General features: G+C 67.0%; 12 protein-coding genes and 1 pseudogene. All 13 read right to left on the bottom strand.

From position 1 onward, the window contains the following. Positions 1–5 precede the first annotated feature (5 nt). The 13 genes and pseudogenes from rplV to rpoB all read right to left on the bottom strand — a co-directional run bounded on the left by rplV (position 6) and on the right by rpoB (position 16,591). Positions 6–353 carry a 50S ribosomal protein L22 gene (gene rplV, locus VIS07_05515; GenBank protein HEY8514947.1) on the bottom strand — a complete coding sequence of 116 codons (348 nt, stop codon included), beginning with the start codon at positions 351–353 and terminating at the stop codon, positions 6–8. Positions 354–392: 39 nt separating this feature from the next. Continuing rightward, positions 393–689: a 30S ribosomal protein S19 gene (gene rpsS, locus VIS07_05510; GenBank protein HEY8514946.1), complete on the bottom strand. Its 297-nt coding sequence runs from the start codon at positions 687–689 to the stop codon at positions 393–395. A gap of 14 nt (positions 690–703) precedes the next feature. Then, positions 704–1,528, bottom strand: coding sequence for a 50S ribosomal protein L2 (gene rplB / locus VIS07_05505; protein ID HEY8514945.1), 825 nt, complete (start codon positions 1,526–1,528; stop codon positions 704–706). Then, positions 1,528–1,818, bottom strand: a complete 291-nt coding sequence (locus VIS07_05500; GenBank protein HEY8514944.1) for a 50S ribosomal protein L23 — start codon at positions 1,816–1,818, stop codon at positions 1,528–1,530. Before VIS07_05500 ends, rplB begins: the two co-directional genes overlap by 1 nt. Further along, positions 1,815–2,468, bottom strand: a complete 654-nt coding sequence (gene rplD, locus VIS07_05495; GenBank protein ID HEY8514943.1) for a 50S ribosomal protein L4 — start codon at positions 2,466–2,468, stop codon at positions 1,815–1,817. Before rplD ends, VIS07_05500 begins: the two co-directional genes overlap by 4 nt. Then, positions 2,465–3,136, bottom strand: a complete 672-nt coding sequence (gene rplC / locus VIS07_05490) for a 50S ribosomal protein L3 (protein ID HEY8514942.1) — start codon at positions 3,134–3,136, stop codon at positions 2,465–2,467. The genes rplD and rplC overlap by 4 nt, the downstream gene beginning before the upstream one ends. A 46-nt stretch (positions 3,137–3,182) precedes the next feature. After that, positions 3,183–3,491, bottom strand: a complete 309-nt coding sequence (gene rpsJ, locus VIS07_05485) for a 30S ribosomal protein S10 (protein HEY8514941.1) — start codon at positions 3,489–3,491, stop codon at positions 3,183–3,185. An 85-nt stretch (positions 3,492–3,576) separates the two neighbouring features. Next, entirely contained in the window at positions 3,577–4,767 is a 1,191-nt protein-coding gene (gene tuf / locus VIS07_05480) for an elongation factor Tu (protein HEY8514940.1), read from the bottom strand. 58 nt (positions 4,768–4,825) lie between these two features. Next, the gene (gene fusA / locus VIS07_05475; GenBank protein ID HEY8514939.1) at positions 4,826–6,904 is read right to left on the bottom strand and encodes an elongation factor G; all 2,079 of its coding nucleotides are present in this window, start codon (positions 6,902–6,904) and stop codon (positions 4,826–4,828) included. A 42-nt stretch (positions 6,905–6,946) separates the two neighbouring features. Then, complete coding sequence (rpsG, locus tag VIS07_05470) at positions 6,947–7,417, bottom strand: 30S ribosomal protein S7 (protein ID HEY8514938.1); 471 nt, start codon at positions 7,415–7,417, stop codon at positions 6,947–6,949. Between the two features lie 175 nt (positions 7,418–7,592). Then, positions 7,593–7,964, bottom strand: a complete 372-nt coding sequence (gene rpsL / locus VIS07_05465) for a 30S ribosomal protein S12 (GenBank protein HEY8514937.1) — start codon at positions 7,962–7,964, stop codon at positions 7,593–7,595. A gap of 198 nt (positions 7,965–8,162) precedes the next feature. Then, the gene (rpoC, locus tag VIS07_05460; protein HEY8514936.1) at positions 8,163–12,380 is read right to left on the bottom strand and encodes a DNA-directed RNA polymerase subunit beta'; all 4,218 of its coding nucleotides are present in this window, start codon (positions 12,378–12,380) and stop codon (positions 8,163–8,165) included. A gap of 122 nt (positions 12,381–12,502) precedes the next feature. Beyond that, positions 12,503–16,591, bottom strand: a pseudogene (gene rpoB, locus VIS07_05455) (DNA-directed RNA polymerase subunit beta). Between the last annotated feature and the right edge of the window lie 56 nt (positions 16,592–16,647).

The following is a 16,647-nucleotide window of genomic DNA, read 5'->3' as shown; positions in this document are numbered from 1 at the left end:
CGCTCTCAGCCCCGCGCCCGCTCGCGCTCGTCGACGACGAGCGTGACGTGCGAGGTACGCTTGAAGATCCGCGTCGCCCGACCCTGCGCGCGCGGCAGCGTGCGCTTGTGCGTCGGTCCCTCGTCGACGTAGGCCCGCTTCACGTAGAGCTGGTCGACGTCGACGTTCTGGGTGTTCTCCGCGTTGGCCACCGCCGAGCGCAGCGTCTTGGCGATCAGCCGCGCTGCCTTCTTCGGGGTGAAGTCGAGGACGGAAAGCGCCTCGCCGACGGCACGGCCGCGAATCAGATCCACGACCAACCGCGCCTTGCGCGGAGAGATGCGCATGTAACGTGTTCTCGCTCGGACTTCCATCGCCGTGTCCCGCCGTTTCTCCCCGACTCGCGTCCTGCCTCAGCGCTTGACCGCCGCGCCCTTGACGTCGCTCTTCCGGTCGCCGGAGTGGCCGTGGAAGGTGCGCGTCGGCGCAAACTCTCCGAGCTTGTGACCCACCATGTTCTCGGTGATGAACATGGGGATGAACTTCTGCCCGTTGTGCACCGCGATCGTGTGCCCCAGCATCTCGGGAACGATCGTCGAGCGACGTGACCAGGTGCGGATCACGCGCTTCTCCCCGCTGGCGTTCATCGCCTCGACCTTCTTGAGGAGGTGGTCGTCGACAAAAGGTCCCTTTTTGACCGAACGCGGCATGGTCTAGACGTTCCTCACTTCTTCCGGCGCTGCACGATGAACTTCGTGGTGCGCTTGTTGCGACGCGTCTTGTAGCCCTTGGTCGGCATGCCCCAGGGCGACTGCGGGTGGTTGCCCTTCGAGCGCCCCTCGCCGCCGCCGTGCGGATGGTCGACGGGGTTCATCGCGGTGCCGCGAACGTGCGGACGACGGCCGAGCCAGCGCGCGCGACCCGCCTTGCCGATCGAGACGTTCTCGTGCGCGATGTTGCCGACCTGCCCGATGGTGGCGCGGCACGCGAGACGCACGCGGCGCTGCTCGCCGGACGGCAGCTTGATCAGCGCGTAGTCGCCTTCCTTCGCCATCAGCTGCGCCGAGGCGCCGGCGCTGCGGACGAGCTGTCCGCCACGGCCCTCGGTGAGCTCGATGTTGTGGATCGTCGTGCCGAGCGGGATGTCGCGCAGCGCGAGCGAGTTGCCCGGCTTGATGTCCGCGCCCTCGCCCGCCATCACCGTGTCGCCGACCTCGAGCCCGACCGGCGCCAGGATGTAGCGCTTCTCGCCGTCCGCGTAGTGGAGCAGCGCGAGGCGCGCCGAGCGGTTCGGATCGTAGTCGATCGACGCGACCTTGGCCGGCACGCCGACCTTGTCGCGGCGGAAGTCGACGATGCGCAGGCGACGCTTGTGTCCGCCGCCACGGTAGCGCGTGGTGATGCGCCCGTTGTTGTTGCGGCCGCCCGTCGAGTGCAGCGGGCCGGTGAGCGACTTCGGCGGCTTGGTCTTCGCTACCCCCGAAAGGTCACGGGCCGACATGAAGCGACGGCCGGGAGACGTCGGCTTGAAGTATCCGGTGCTGCGCATCACGCACCCTCGAAGAAGTCGATGCGCTGGCCTTCGGCGAGCGTCACGTAGGCCTTCTTCCAGTCCGGGCGGCGACCGATCGAGCGGCCGACGCGGCGGGTCTTGCCCAGCACGTTGACCGTGCGGACCTTGACCACCTTCACGTTGAAGAACTCCTCGACCGCCTTCTGGATCTCGACCTTGTTGGCGTCGCGCGCGACCTTGAACAGGACCTGGTTCGCCTGCTCGTTGACCAGCGTGCCCTTCTCGGTGATCAGCGGCGAGCGGATGATCTGCGAGTAATGCCTCATGCCTCGGCCCTCGTTTCGAGCCTTTCGGCAAGCGCCTCGACCGCATCCTGCGTGAGCAGCAGGTGACGGTGCTTGAGGACGTCGTAGACGTTCACGCCCGCACTGCGCAGCACCTTGACGTTCTTGAGGTTGCGCGCCGCGCGCTCGAGGCTCTCGTTCTGCTCCTTGCTGACGATCAGCACGCTGCCCTCGATTCCGAGCGCGTTGAGCATCTCGACGACGCGCTTGGTCTTGGGTTCCGGGAGCTCGATCTTGTCCACTACGGTGAGCGCGCCGTTGCGCTGGCGGTCCGACAGCGCGGCGCGCAGCGCCACGCGCCGCGCCTTCGCCGGCACGCGGTAGCCGTAGTCGCGCGGCTGCGGTCCGAAGACCGTCGCACCGCCGGCCCACAGCGGCGAGCGGCTGCTGCCCGCGCGCGCGCGTCCGGTGCCCTTCTGACGCCACGGCTTGGCGCCGCCGCCGGAGACGAAGCCGCGCGTCTTGGTCGCGTGCGTGCCCGCGCGCCGGCTCGCCATCTGCATGTGCACCACCTCGTAGACGAGATGGTCACGCGGCTTCTCCTGGAACGCCGACGGCAGAGCGACCTCGCCCTTGTTCCCGCCGTCGATGCCGCGCACGGGAGCGCGCAGCTCAGAGCCCTGCGTGCTCACTTCTCAACTCCTCCGGCCGGACGCACGATGACGTAGCCACCACGCGGTCCCGCGACCGAGCCGCGCACCAGGAGCAGGTTCTGCTCGCCGCGCACCTGGACCACGGTCAGGTTGCGCGTCGTGACCCGCTCGTTGCCGTAGCGGCCTGCCATGCGCTTGCCCTTGAAGACGCGGCCGGGGAACGAGCGGTTACCGATCGAGCCGCCGTGCCGGAAGTACTCGTGGGTGCCGTGCGTGCCCGGGAAGCCGCCGAAGCCGTGGCGCTTGATGACGCCGCTGTAGCCGCGTCCCTTGGTGGTGCCGGTGACGTGCACCTTCTCACCGTCGCGGAACAGGTCGGCCACGGTGAGCGTCGCGCCGAGCTCGAGGTTCTCGCCGCCCCAGAACTCGCGCAGCAGCGAGAAGGTCCCCTTGCCCGCCTTCGCCGCGTGGCCGATCGCCGCCTTGGTCTCGCGGTGCGGCTTCGACGGCGCGAAGCCGAGCTGCACGGCGGTGTAGCCGTCGCGCTCCGGCGTCTTGCGCTGCACGACGACGCACGGCCCCGCCTCGATCACCGTCACCGGGACGGAGCGGCCCGTCGGCAGGAGCAGCTGCGTCATGCCGATCTTCCGGCCGAGCAGGCCCAGCTTCTTGCGCGCCGGGACGGCCGCTGCCTCAGCGGTTGCCATCGGCGAGCCCCTTCGTGGCTGAACGGAACATCGTTACGTCCTGGTCCTACTGAAGTTTGATCTCGACATCGACGCCGGCCGACAGATCGAGCTTGCCGAGCGCGTCGATGGTCTGCTGGGTCGGATCGAGGATGTCGAGCAACCGCTTGTGCGTGCGGATCTCGAAGTGCTCGCGCGACTTCTTGTCGACGTGCGGCGAGCGGTTCACGGTGAACCGCTCGATGCGCGTCGGCAGCGGGATCGGGCCGGCGAGCCGACCTCCCGTCCGGCGCACGGTCTCGACGATCTCCCGCACCGACTGGTCCAGGAGCCGATAGTCGTACGCCTTCAGCCTGATTCTGATCTTGTCGTTCACTTGAATTCCGCCCCCGTGCGGTGCTCGCCGAAGCGCAGAGCGCTCCGGCTCCGCTCCTCCGATGGGCCTCGTCGCTCGGCCAGGATCACTCCAGGATCTTGCCGACCACGCCCGCGCCGACGGTGCGGCCCCCCTCGCGGATCGCGAAGCGGAGACCCTCGTCCATGGCGATCGGGGTGATCAGCTTGACCGTCACCTTCACGTTGTCGCCCGGCATGACCATCTCGGTGCCCTCGGGCAGCGTCATGACGCCGGTCACGTCGGTCGTGCGGAAGTAGAACTGCGGACGGTAGCCGTTGAAGAACGGCGTGTGCCGGCCGCCCTCCTCCTTGGTGAGGACGTAGATCTGCGCCTCGTAGTGCGTGTGCGGCGTGATCGAGCCGGGCTTCGCGAGCACCTGGCCGCGCTCGACCTCCTCACGCTTGATGCCGCGGAGCAGCGCGCCGATGTTGTCGCCCGCCACACCCTCGTCGAGCAGCTTGCGGAACATCTCGACGCCGGTGACGGTGGTCTTCTGGGTCGGACGGATGCCGACGATCTCGACCTCGTCGCCCACCTTGACCTTGCCCTTCTCGATACGACCCGTGGCGACGGTGCCGCGGCCCGAGATCGAGAACACGTCCTCGATCGGCATCAGGAACGGCGCGTCGACGGCGCGCTGCGGGTCGGGGATGTACGAGTCGATCGCCTCCATCAGGCGGTCGATCGCCGGCTCGCCGAGCTCGCTCTTGTCACCCTCGAGCGCCTTGAGCGCGCTGCCGCGGATGATCGGAATCTCGTCGCCCGGGAACTCGTACTTCGAGAGCAGCTCGCGGACCTCGAGCTCGACCAGGTCGAGCAGCTCGGGATCCTCGACGGCGTCGACCTTGTTCATGAAGACGACGATACGAGGCACGCCGACCTGCCGGGCGAGCAGGATGTGCTCGCGGGTCTGCGGCATCGGGCCGTCGGTCGCGGCGACCACGAGGATCGCGCCGTCCATCTGGGCGGCGCCGGTGATCATGTTCTTGATGTAGTCGGCGTGGCCCGGGCAATCGACGTGCGCGTAGTGGCGCTTCTCGGTCTCGTACTCGACGTGCGCCGTCGCGATCGTGATACCGCGTGCGCGCTCCTCGGGCGCCTTGTCGATCTGGTCGAACGCGACGAACTGTCCGAGCTTCTTTTGGGCCTGGACCTTGGTGATCGCCGCGGTGAGCGTGGTCTTCCCGTGATCGATGTGTCCGATCGTGCCCACGTTCACGTGCGGCTTGGTGCGCTCGAACTTTGCCTTCGCCATTGCTGCTCTCTCCCAATTGCGCCGAACTGACTTCCGGCGATCTTCCTTTTCTAGGCTCTTAGGCTCCGACGGCCTTGGCGGTGATCTCCTCCGAGATCGCCTGCGGCACGGGCTCGTAATGCGAGAATTGCATCGTGTACGTCGCGCGACCCTGCGTCATCGAACGTAGCTCGGTCGCGTAACCGAACATCTCCTTGAGCGGCACCTCGGCGCGGATGGCCTGCGCGCCGCCGCGCGGCTCCATGCCCTGGATCTTGCCGCGCCGACCGCTCAGGTTGCCGATCACGTCGCCCATGAACTCCTCGGGCACGACCACCTCGACGGCCATGATCGGCTCGAGGATGACCGGCGAAGCCTTCTGACACGCCTCCTTGAAGGCGATCGAGCCGGCGATCTTGAACGCCATCTCGGACGAGTCGACCTCGTGGTACGAGCCGTCGTAGAGCACGACGCGGACGTCGACGACCGGGTAGCCGGCGAGCACGCCGGACTCGCACGCCTCCCGGACGCCCTTCTCGACCGCCGGGATGTACTCGCGCGGGACCGTGCCGCCCTTGACCTCGTCCTTGAACTCGAAGCCGGTGCCCGGCGGCAGCGGCTCGACGCGGATCAGGACGTGGCCGTACTGGCCGCGGCCACCGGTCTGGCGAACGAACTTGTGCTCCTGCTCGACCGTCTTGCGGATGGTCTCACGGTACGCGACCTGCGGCTTGCCGACGTTCGCGTCGACCTTGAACTCGCGCAGGAGGCGGTCGACGATGATCTCGAGGTGCAGCTCGCCCATGCCGGCGATGATCGTCTGGCCGGTCTCCTTGTCGGTCCGCACGCGGAACGACGGATCCTCGGTCGCGAGCTTGGCGAGCGAGGTGGCGAGCTTCTCCTGGTCCGCCTTGGTCTTGGGCTCGATCGCGATGTCGATGACGGGATCGGGGAAGTCGATCGACTCGAGGATGATCGGGCTCTTCTCGTCGCACAGCGTGTCGCCGGTGCGCGTGTCGCGCAGACCGACCGCCGCGGCGATGTCGCCGGCGTAGACCTCGGTGATCTCCTCACGCTTGTTCGCGTGCATCTTGAGGAGACGGCCGATGCGCTCCTTCTTGCCGCGCGTCGAGTTCAGGACGTAGGAGCCGGACTGCATCGTCCCGGAGTAGACGCGGAAGAAGGTCAGCGCGCCGACGAACGGGTCGGTCATGATCTTGAACGCGAGCGCGCTGAACGGCGCGTCGTCGGCGGGCTTGCGCGTCATCTCCTTGCCGTCGGGATCGACGCCGGCGACGGGCGGCTTGTCGAGCGGCGACGGCAGGTAGTCGACGATCGCGTCGAGCAAGAGCTGCACGCCCTTGTTCTTGAACGAGCTGCCGCAGAGCACCGGAACGATCTTCGACTCGAGCGTCGCCTTGCGCAGCGCCGCCTTGATCTCGGCCACCGAGAGCTCCTTGCCCTCGAGGTACTTCTCGAGCAGCTCCTCGTCGGCCTCCGCGGCGGCCTCGACGACCTTCTCGCGGGCGGCGTTCGCGGCGTCGACCAGGTCGGCGGGGATCGGGACGGTCGAGAACTTCGCGCCCAGGCTGTCGTCGTCCCAGACGACGGCCTGCATCGTCACGACGTCGACGACGCCGCGGAAGTTCTCCTCGGTGCCGACCGGCACGTGCAGGGGCACCGCGTTCGACCGCAGACGATCGCGGATCATGTCCACGCAGCGGTCGAAGTTCGCGCCGACGCGGTCCATCTTGTTGATGAACGCGATGCGCGGAACGCCGTACTTGTCGGCCTGCCGCCACACCGTCTCGGACTGCGGCTCGACGCCGGCGACGGAATCGAACAGCGCCACCGCCCCATCGAGGACGCGCAGCGACCGCTCGACCTCCATGGTGAAGTCGACGTGGCCCGGCGTGTCGATGATGTTGATGCGGTGGTCCCGCCACATGCACTGGGTGGCCGCCGACGTGATGGTGATGCCCCGCTCTTGCTCCTGGGTCATCCAGTCCATCGTCGCGGTCCCTTCGTGGACCTCGCCGATCTTGTAGTTGACGCCGGTGTAGAAGAGGATGCGCTCGGTCGTGGTGGTCTTACCGGCATCGATGTGCGCCATGATGCCGATGTTGCGCGTTCTCTCGAGCGGAGCTTGACGTGGCATGGAAGTTAACGACCTTGATCCCCGGGGGTCAGCTCTCGCCGATCACCACCGGTAGTGGGCGAAGGCGTTGTTCGCCTCCGCCATGCGATGAGTGTCTTCCTTCTTCTTCACCGCGTTGCCCCGCATGTTCGCCGCGTCGAGCAGCTCGTTCGCGAGGCGCTCCGCCATCGACTTCTCGTGGCGAGCGCGGCTCGACTGCACGAGCCAGCGCATGCCGAGCGCGACGCGGCGCGGCGGCCGGACCTCGACGGGCACCTGGTAGGTGGCGCCGCCGACCCGGCGGGAGCGGACTTCGACGGAAGGCTTGACGTTCTCGAGGGCGCGCTTGAAGATCGCGAGCGGGTCCTCCTGGGTCTTCTCGGCGATGGTGTCCAGCGCGCCGTAGAAGATCCGCTCCGTGAGGCTCTTCTTGCCACCAAGCATCATGGTGTTCATGAACTTGGTGACCAACCGGTCGTGATACTTCGGATCCGGCAAAACGTCTCGCCGGCCCACTTCACCTTTACGTGGCATACGTATTCAGCTTCATGCGCCCGCCGCTCGATCGGCGGCGAACCGGTTTCGGGAGTCGGCGAAACCCGGACCGGGTCGCCCGGGTGCCTCGGCTTTGCGCTTCCCCCTGCTGTGTGGTGCTTTCCCCCTCGAACGAACTAGCGATCGACTCCGATTTGCCCGACTCGCGCGTCGGTTACTTGGGCCGCTTGGCGCCGTACTTCGACCGGCCGCGCTTGCGGTCCTGGACGCCGACGGCGTCCAGCGTGCCGCGGATGATGTGGTAGCGGACGCCGGGCAGGTCCTTCACGCGGCCGCCGCGGATGAGCACCACGGAGTGCTCCTGCAGATTGTGACCGATGCCGGGGATGTAGGAGGTGACCTCGATGCCGTTGGTCAGCCGGACGCGCGCCACCTTGCGCAGCGCGGAGTTCGGCTTCTTCGGGGTCGAGGTGTACACGCGGGTGCAAACGCCGCGCTTCTGCGGTGACTTCTGGAGGGCCGGCGTCGCCGCCTTGCGACGCACCTTCTCACGCCCCTTGCTCACCAATTGATTGATCGTCGGCATCCGTTCTCTCTGCGGATCTTCCTGCTCTTGCCGGTGCCCGCGTACCGCCCCGCCAGACCACCCGGCGAGCCGGATCTTGCGGCCTTGCGACATCTCGGCGCCGACGCCGTGGGCCGCCGACAATTCACCGGCGACCCACGGACGTGGGCCGAAAAAATTCGCTAAAGCGGAGGACTGTAGGGAATTAGAAATTAGCTGTCAAGCTACCTCTGCCGGTGAGCCGACCTGCGGCTCGCCCATGAGCCCCGACTCCTCGTCGGGCAGGCTCCCCGGCTCGGGCTCGTGCACCTCGACCTCGATCTTGTTGTAGCGCTGCATCCCGGTGCCGGCCGGAATCAGCCGACCCATGATGACGTTCTCCTTGAGGCCGACCAGGCGGTCCACCTTGCCGTTGAGCGCGGCCTCGGTGAGCACCTTGGTGGTCTCCTGGAAGGACGCCGCGGAGATGAAGCTCTCCGTCGACAGGCTCGCCTTGGTGATGCCGAGGAGCAGGTCCTCGGCCTTCGCCGGCTCGCCGCCGGCCTCCTCGACCCGCCGGTTCTCCTCCTCGAAGCGCCAGCGCTCGACGTGGTCGCCCACCAGGAACTCGGTGTCGCCGGCGTGGGTGATGCGCACCCGACGCAGCATCTGCCGGACGATGACCTCGATGTGCTTGTCGTTGATGCGCACGCCCTGGAGCCGGTAGATCTCCTGGATCTCGTCGACCAGGAACTTGGCGAGCTCCTTCTGACCCTTGATGGTCAGGATGTCGTGCGGGTTGGTCGAGCCGTCCATCAGCGGATCGCCCGCGCGGACGTGATCGCCCGGGTGCACGCGGATGTGCTTGCCCTTCGGGATCAGGTACTCGCGCGGCTCGCCGACCTCGGGCGTGACCTCGATCTTGCGCTTGCCCTTGGTGTCCTTGCCGTAGGAAACGACGCCGTCGATCTCGCTGACGACCGCGAACTCCTTGGGCTTGCGGGCCTCGAAGAGCTCGGCGACGCGCGGCAGACCGCCGGTGATGTCCTTCGTCTTGGTGGTCTCGCGCGGCATCTTCGCGAGCACGTCGCCGGCCATGACCTCCTGGCCGTCGACGACGCTCAGGTGAATGCCGACCGGGAGCGGGTAGCGCGCCTCCTGGCCGTTCGGCAGCTTGACGGTCTTGCCGTCCTTGCCCTTGATCGAGATGCGCGGCGAGAGCTGGCTGCCCTGCGACTCCGCGGCGCCGCGCTTCTTCGCCTTGGTGGCGTCCGCCGCCTGCCCGACCGTGGCCGTGTAGTCGATGACCACGGTGTTCGACAGGCCGGTGCGCTCATCGAGACGATCCTCGATGGTGACGCCCTCGATCAGGTCGCCGTACTTCACCGTACCCGACGCCTCGGTGAGGATCGGGGTGGTGTACGGATCCCACTCGGCGAGGCGGGTGCCCGCCTTGACCGCCTGACCGTCGCGCACCTTGAGCTTCGCGCCGTAGACGATCGGGTAGCGCTCACGCTCGCGCTCGCGGCCGCCCGACTCCTCGACCAGCGTGATCTGCCCGTTGCGGGACATGACCACGAGGTCGCCGTCCTTGTTCTCGACGGTGTTCAGGTTGTGGAAGCGGACGATGCCGTCGTTGCGGGCATCGAGCTCGGTCTGCTCGACGTGCCGGCTCGCGGTGCCACCGATGTGGAAGGTGCGCATCGTGAGCTGCGTGCCGGGCTCGCCGATCGACTGCGCCGCGATGACGCCGATCGCCTCGCCCAGGTTCACCATCTTGCCGCGCGCCAGGTCGCGGCCGTAGCAGCGGCTGCAGACGCCGTGACGCGACTGGCAGGTGAGCACCGAGCGGATCTTGACGCGGTCGACGCTCGCGCGCTCGATCGCCTCGACCTTGGCCTCGTCGATCTCCTCGTTCGCGTGCACGAGCACCGTGCCATCGAACGGGTCGAGGATGTCCTCGAGGGCGACGCGGCCGAGGACGCGGTCACCGAGCGACTCGATGATCTCGCCACCCTCGACGAGCGGCGTCATCTCGATGCCGTCGAGCGTGTTGCAGTCCTCTTCGGTGATGATGGAGTCCTGCGCGACGTCGACCAGGCGGCGCGTCAAGTAACCGGAGTTCGCGGTCTTGAGCGCCGTGTCGGCGAGACCCTTGCGGGCGCCGTGCGTCGAGATGAAGTACTGGAGAACGGTGAGGCCCTCGCGGAAGTTCGCGGTGATCGGGGTCTCGATGATCTCGCCCGACGGCTTCGCCATCAGACCGCGCATGCCGGCGAGCTGACGGATCTGCTGCGCCGAGCCGCGCGCGCCGGAATCGGCCATCATCCAGATCGGGTTGAAGCTGTCGATCTTGGTTTCCTTGCCGTTCTCGACGTAGGTCTCCTCGCGGAGCTCCTTGAGCATCTCGTCGGCGATCTGGTCGGTCTTCTCGGCCCAGATGTCGACGACCTTGTTGTAGCGCTCGCCGTCGGTGATGAGGCCCTTCGCGTACTGGTCCGCGATCTCGGCGACCTCCTTGGTCGCCTCCTCGATCAGCCGCTGCTTCGCGGCCGGGATCTTCATGTCCTTGATGCCGATCGAGATGCCGGCCTTGGTCGCGTAGGCGTAGCCGGTGTCCTTCAGCTTGTCGGCGAAGATCACCGTGGCCTTGTTGCCCGAGCGCCGATAGGCGATGTCGATCAGCTCGGCGAGCTCGCGCTTCTTCATCACGCGATTCACCTTCTCGAACGGGATCTCGGGCGGCACCACCTCGTAGAGCAGCACGCGGCCGACGGTGGTGCGGACGCGCTCGCCGTTGATCCGCACCTCGATCGCCGCCTGCAACGCGACCTCGCCCTGGTCGAACGCGATGCGCACTTCCTCTGGGCTCGCGAAGACCTTGCCGGTGCCCTTCACGCCCGGGCGCTCGCGCGTCATCCAGTAGAGGCCGAGAACCGTGTCCTGCGTCGGCACGATGATCGGCTTGCCGTGCGCCGGCGACAGGATGTTGTTCGTCGACATCATCAATGCGCGGGCCTCGACCTGCGCCTCGACCGACAGCGGCACGTGCACCGCCATCTGGTCGCCGTCGAAGTCCGCGTTGTACGCCGCGCAGACCAGCGGGTGGAGCTGGATCGCCTTGCCCTCGATCAGCACCGGCTCGAAGGCCTGAATGCCGAGGCGGTGCAGCGTCGGCGCGCGGTTGAGCAGCACCGGGTGCTCGCGGATCACCTCGTCGAGGATGTCCCACACCTCGGGGCGCTCCTTCTCGACCATCTTCTTCGCGCTCTTGATGGTCGTGACGAGGCCGCGCTCCTCGAGCTTGTTGTAGATGAACGGCTTGAACAGCTCGAGCGCCATCTTCTTCGGCAGGCCGCACTGGTGCAGGCGCAGCTCCGGACCGACGACGATGACCGAGCGGCCCGAGTAGTCGACGCGCTTACCGAGCAGGTTCTGGCGGAAGCGGCCCGTCTTGCCCTTGAGCATGTCGGACAGCGACTTCAGCGGCCGCTTGTTCGGACCGGTGATCGCACGCCCGCGGCGACCGTTGTCGAACAGCGCGTCGACGGCCTCCTGCAGCATGCGCTTCTCGTTCCGGATGATGATGTCCGGCGCCTGCAGCTCCATGAGGCGCTTCAGGCGGTTGTTGCGGTTGATGACGCGCCGGTAGAGGTCGTTGAGGTCCGACGTCGCGAAGCGGCCGCCGTCGAGCGGCACGAGCGGACGGAGGTCGGGCGGGATGACCGGGATGACCTCGAGGATCATCCACTCGGGACGGTTGCCCGACTTGCGCAGCGCGTTGACGACCTTGAGGCGCTTCGCGAGCTTCTTGCGCTTCGCCTCGCTGGTCGCGGCGCGCATCTCGGCGCGCAGCTCCTCGGCGAGCTGCTCGACGTCGATCTCCTTGAGCATCTCACGGATGGCCTCGGCGCCCATCTCGGCGCGGAAGCCGTCCGGTCCGTACTCCTCGATCGCCTTGCGGTACTTGGTCTCGGTGAGGAGCTCGTGCTTCTGCAGGCCCGAGTCCTTCGGGTCGATGACGACGTAGGACTCGAAGTAGAGGATCTTCTCGATCTCCTTCAGCGTGAGATCGAGCACGGTGCCGATGCGCGAGGGCAGGCTCTTCAGGAACCAGATGTGCGCGACCGGCGTCGCGAGGTCGATGTGGCCCATGCGCTCGCGGCGGACCTTCGACTGAATCACCTCGACGCCGCACTTCTCGCAGACCACACCACGGTGCCGCATGCGCTTGTACTTGCCGCAGTTGCACTCGTAGTCCTTGGTCGGGCCGAAGATCTTCGCGCAGAACAGACCGTCACGCTCCGGCTTGAACGTCCGGTAGTTGATGGTCTCCGGCTTCTTGACCTCGCCGTGCGACCACGAACGGATCTTCTCCGGCGAAGCGATCGAGATCCGCAGCGCCCCGAACGACACCGGGTTCTTCGGCTTCTCGAACAAGCTAAAAAGGTCTTCCATTTCTTCTCATCCTCGCCGACGGCGTGCGGCGTGACCGCACGCCGTCGACGTCAATGTGTCGCCGTTAGACCGCGTTCGCGTCACTCCTCGCCGACTGCGGCCGGCAGAGCAGGTGGCGCCTCTTCGAGCAGCTCGACGTCGAGCGCGAGGCTCTGCAGCTCCTTCAGCATGACGTTGAAGGACTCCGGCAGACCCGGCTCGAGCACGCTCTCGCCCTTGACGATCGCCTCGTACATGCGCGTACGACCGACGACGTCGTCGGACTTGACGGTCAGCATCTCCTGCAGCGAGTAGGCGGCGCCGTAGGACTCGAGCGCCCACACCTCCATCTCACCGAGGCGCTGACCACCGAACTGCGCCTTGCCGCCGAGCGGCTGCTGGGTGACGAGCGAGTACGGGCCGGTCGAGCGCGCGTGGATCTTGTCGTCGACCAGGTGGTGCAGCTTCATCATGTAGATGATGCCCACCGTCACCGGCTGGTCGAACGGCTCGCCGGTGCGCCCGTCGTAGAGAGTGGTCTGGCCGGTCTCGGGGAGCCCGGCCTTGGCGAGCAGCTGGAAGATCTCGCTCTCGCTGGCGCCGTCGAAGACCGGCGACGCGACGTGAATGCCGTTGGCGGCCTTCTCCGCGATCTTGATCAGGTCCTCGTCCCGGCAGTTGTCGAACAGCTCGTGGTACTCCTTGCCGTAGAGCTCCTTGAGCTTCTTGCGGACGTTCTCGACGCCGTCCTTGCCGTTCTCGCGCACCTCGCGCGCGAGCTGCGCGCCGAGCTCGCGCGCCGCCCAGCCGAGGTGGGTCTCGAGGATCTGACCGACGTTCATGCGCGACGGCACGCCGAGCGGGTTGAGCACGATGTCGACCGGCGTTCCGTCCGCCAGGTACGGCATGTCCTCTTCCGGCAGGATGCGCGACAGGACGCCCTTGTTGCCGTGGCGGCCTGCCATCTTGTCGCCGACCTGAAGCTTGCGCTTGATGGCGACGAAGATCTTCACCATCTTGATGACGCCCGGCGCCAGCTCGTCGCCCGCCTGCAGGCGCGCGATCTTCTCCTGGGTCACGCGCTGCAGGCGCTCGATCTGGTCGCGCATGGCGCGGCACGCACGCTCGAGCTCGCCCTCGGCCTTCTCGTCGCCGATGCGGATGTCGGCCCAGTAGGTCGGCGGGATGCGGTCGATGTCCTCGGCCGTCAGCTCGTGGCCCTTCGGCAGGAGCTGGCGGCGCTGGTCGTCCGCGACCCGGTTGGTCGTGGTCTTGCCGACGACGAGCTTCTTGACCTTGCGCGCCGTGCTCTCGCGGACGATGCGGACCTGGTCCTCCTCGTCCTTGCGGAGCCGCGCGATCTCGGCCTCCTCGATCTGACGCGAGCGCTCGTCCTTGGTGACGCCCTTGCGCGAGAAGACCCGCGCCTCGATCACCGTGCCCTCGACGCCCGGCGGAACGCGCAGCGAGGTGTCGCGCACCTCACCCGCCTTCTCGCCGAAGATCGCGCGGAGCAGCTTCTCCTCGGGCGAGAGCTGGGTCTCGCCCTTCGGCGTGATCTTGCCGACCAGGATGTCGCCCGGCCGAACCTCGGCGCCGATGCGAATGATGCCCGACTCGTCGAGGTTGGCGAGCGCCTCCTCGCCGACGTTCGGGATGTCGCGCGTGATGTCCTCGGGGCCGAGCTTGGTGTCGCGCGCGACGCACTCGAACTCCTCGATGTGCACCGAGGTGAAGAGGTCCTCCTTCACCACGCGCTCGCTGATCAGGATCGAGTCCTCGAAGTTGTAGCCGCCCCACGGCATGAAGGCGACGAGGACGTTGCGGCCGAGCGCCAGCTCGCCCATCTCGGTCGCCGGGCCGTCGGCGAGCACGTCACCCGCGGAGACCCGATCTCCGACCTTGACGATCGGCTTTTGGTTGACGCAGGTGCTCTGGTTCGAGCGCTGGTACTTGATCAGCGGGAAGATGTCGATGCCGGTGTCGACGCCGTCGTTGCGCGGGTTGAGCGCGCGCACGACGATGCGGGTCGCGTCGACGCTCTCCACGATGCCGTCGCGCTTCGCGAGCACCGTGACGCCCGAGTCGCGCGCGACGGTGCTCTCCATCCCGGTGCCGACGAGCGGCGCGTCGGTGCGCAGCAGCGGCACCGCCTGACGCTGCATGTTCGAGCCCATGAGCGCGCGGTTCGCGTCGTCGTTCTCGAGGAACGGGATCAGCGACGCCGCCACCGACACCAGCTGGTTCGGCGACACGTCCATGAACTCGACCTGGTCCGGCGAGACCTGCTGGAACTCGCCGCCGGTGCGCGCGGAGACGATGTCCGCGGTGAACCGGCCCTGCGCGTCGAGCGGCGCGTTCGCCTGCGCGATGACGTGGTCCTCTTCCTCGAGCGCCGAGAGATAGTGGATCTCGTCGGTCGCGCGGCCGTTCTCGACCTTGCGGTAGGGCGTCTCGACGAAGCCGTACTCGTTCACCCGCGCGTAGGTCGACAGCGACGCGATCAGACCGATGTTCGGACCTTCCGGCGTCTCGATCGGACACACGCGGCCGTAGTGCGTCGGGTGGACGTCGCGCACCTCGAAGCCCGCGCGCTCGCGCGTCAGACCGCCCGGGCCCAGCGCCGAGAGACGACGCTTGTGCGTCACCTCGCTGAGCGGGTTGGTCTGATCCATGAACTGCGAGAGCTGCGACGAGCCGAAGAACTCCTTGATGACCGCGGCGACCGGCTTGTAGTTGATGAGCTCCTGCGGCATCAGCGTCTCGATGTCCTGCAGGCTCATGCGCTCCTTGATGGCGCGCTCCATGCGGACGAGGCCGATGCGGTACTGGTTCTCGACCAGCTCGCCGACCGCGCGCACGCGACGGTTGCCGAGGTGGTCGATGTCGTCGACCGTGCCGTTGCCGTTGCGGAGATCGATCAGGTAGCGGACGACCTCGAGAATGTCCTGGGCGCGCAGCGTGCCCTGCTCGAGCGGCGCGTTGAGGCGCAGCTTGTGGTTGAGCTTCAAGCGCCCGACGCGCGACAGGTCGTAGCGGTCCTTGTTGAAGAACAGGTTGTCGAAGAAGGTCCGCGCGGTCTCGCGGGTCGGCGGGTCACCCGGACGAAGCCGCTTGTAGATCTCCATGATCGCCTCGTCGGGCGAGGAGATCTTGTCCTGCAGCATCGTGTTGCGCAGCGACGGGCCGGTGTGGTCGAGGAACAGGACGTCGAAGCGCTCGATGCCGCGCTCGCGCAGCTTCTCGAGGATCTCGGGCGAGATCTCCTGGTTGCACTCGACGAGCACCTCGCCGGTCGCGGGATCGGCGATGTCGTACGCCGAGACCTTGCCGACGATGTCCTCGAAGTTGATCGGCAGCATCTCGACGCCGGCCGCCTCGAGCTGCCGGATCGAGCCCTTGGTGAGCTTGCGGCCTTCCTTGACGATGATCTCGTTGGTCTCGGGATGGCGGACGTCGCGCGTGACCTTGGTGCCGAGGTGCAGGTCCGGACGGAAGACGCGGAACGCCTTCTTGCCGTCGAGGACGATGGTGTCCTTCTTGTAGAAGTAGTTGAGCAGGTCCTCGGTCGTCATGCCGAGGGCGCGCAGCAGCACCGTCGCGTGGAACTTCCGGCGGCGGTCGATGCGGACGTAGATGATGTCACGCGGGTCGAACTCGAAGTCGATCCACGAGCCGCGGTACGGGATGATGCGCGCCTTGTAGAGCAGCTTGCCCGAGGCGTGCGTCTTGCCCTTGTCGTCGTCGAAGAAGACGCCCGGCGAGCGATGGAGCTGGGAGACGATGACGCGCTCGGTACCGTTGATCATGAAGGTACCGTTCGGCGTCATGAGCGGGATCTCGCCGAAGTAGACCTCCTGCTCCTTGACGTTCTTGATCGAGCGCGTCCCGGTCGTCGGATCGACGTCGTAGATGACCAGGTGGACGGTGACCTTCAGCGGCGCAGCGTAGTTGTTGCCGCGTTGATGGCACTCCTCGATGTCGAACTTGGGCTCGCCGATCGAGTAGCTGACGAAGTCGAGCTCGGCGGTGTCGTTGAAATCCTTGATCGGGAAGACGGACTTGAACACGGCCTGCAGACCGACGTCCTTCCGCTGATCGGGCGGAACGTCCTTCTGCAGAAACTCCTCGTAGGAACGCCGCTGGATCTCGATGAGGTTCGGGATCTCGACGACCTTCTTGATCTTTCCGAAGTTGCGCCGTGGACGGAAATTGTCCGCAACCTGCGCCATTTATGCCCCTTTTGTCCCCGTCGGGCGCCCGCCGCGGCCGCTACGCCGCCGCGTCC

It is taken from the genome of Candidatus Binatia bacterium, assembly GCA_036563615.1.
GTDB lineage: Bacteria > Desulfobacterota > Binatia > UBA12015 > UBA12015 > DATCMB01.
This window is presented reverse-complemented; position numbering and strand designations above follow the sequence as displayed.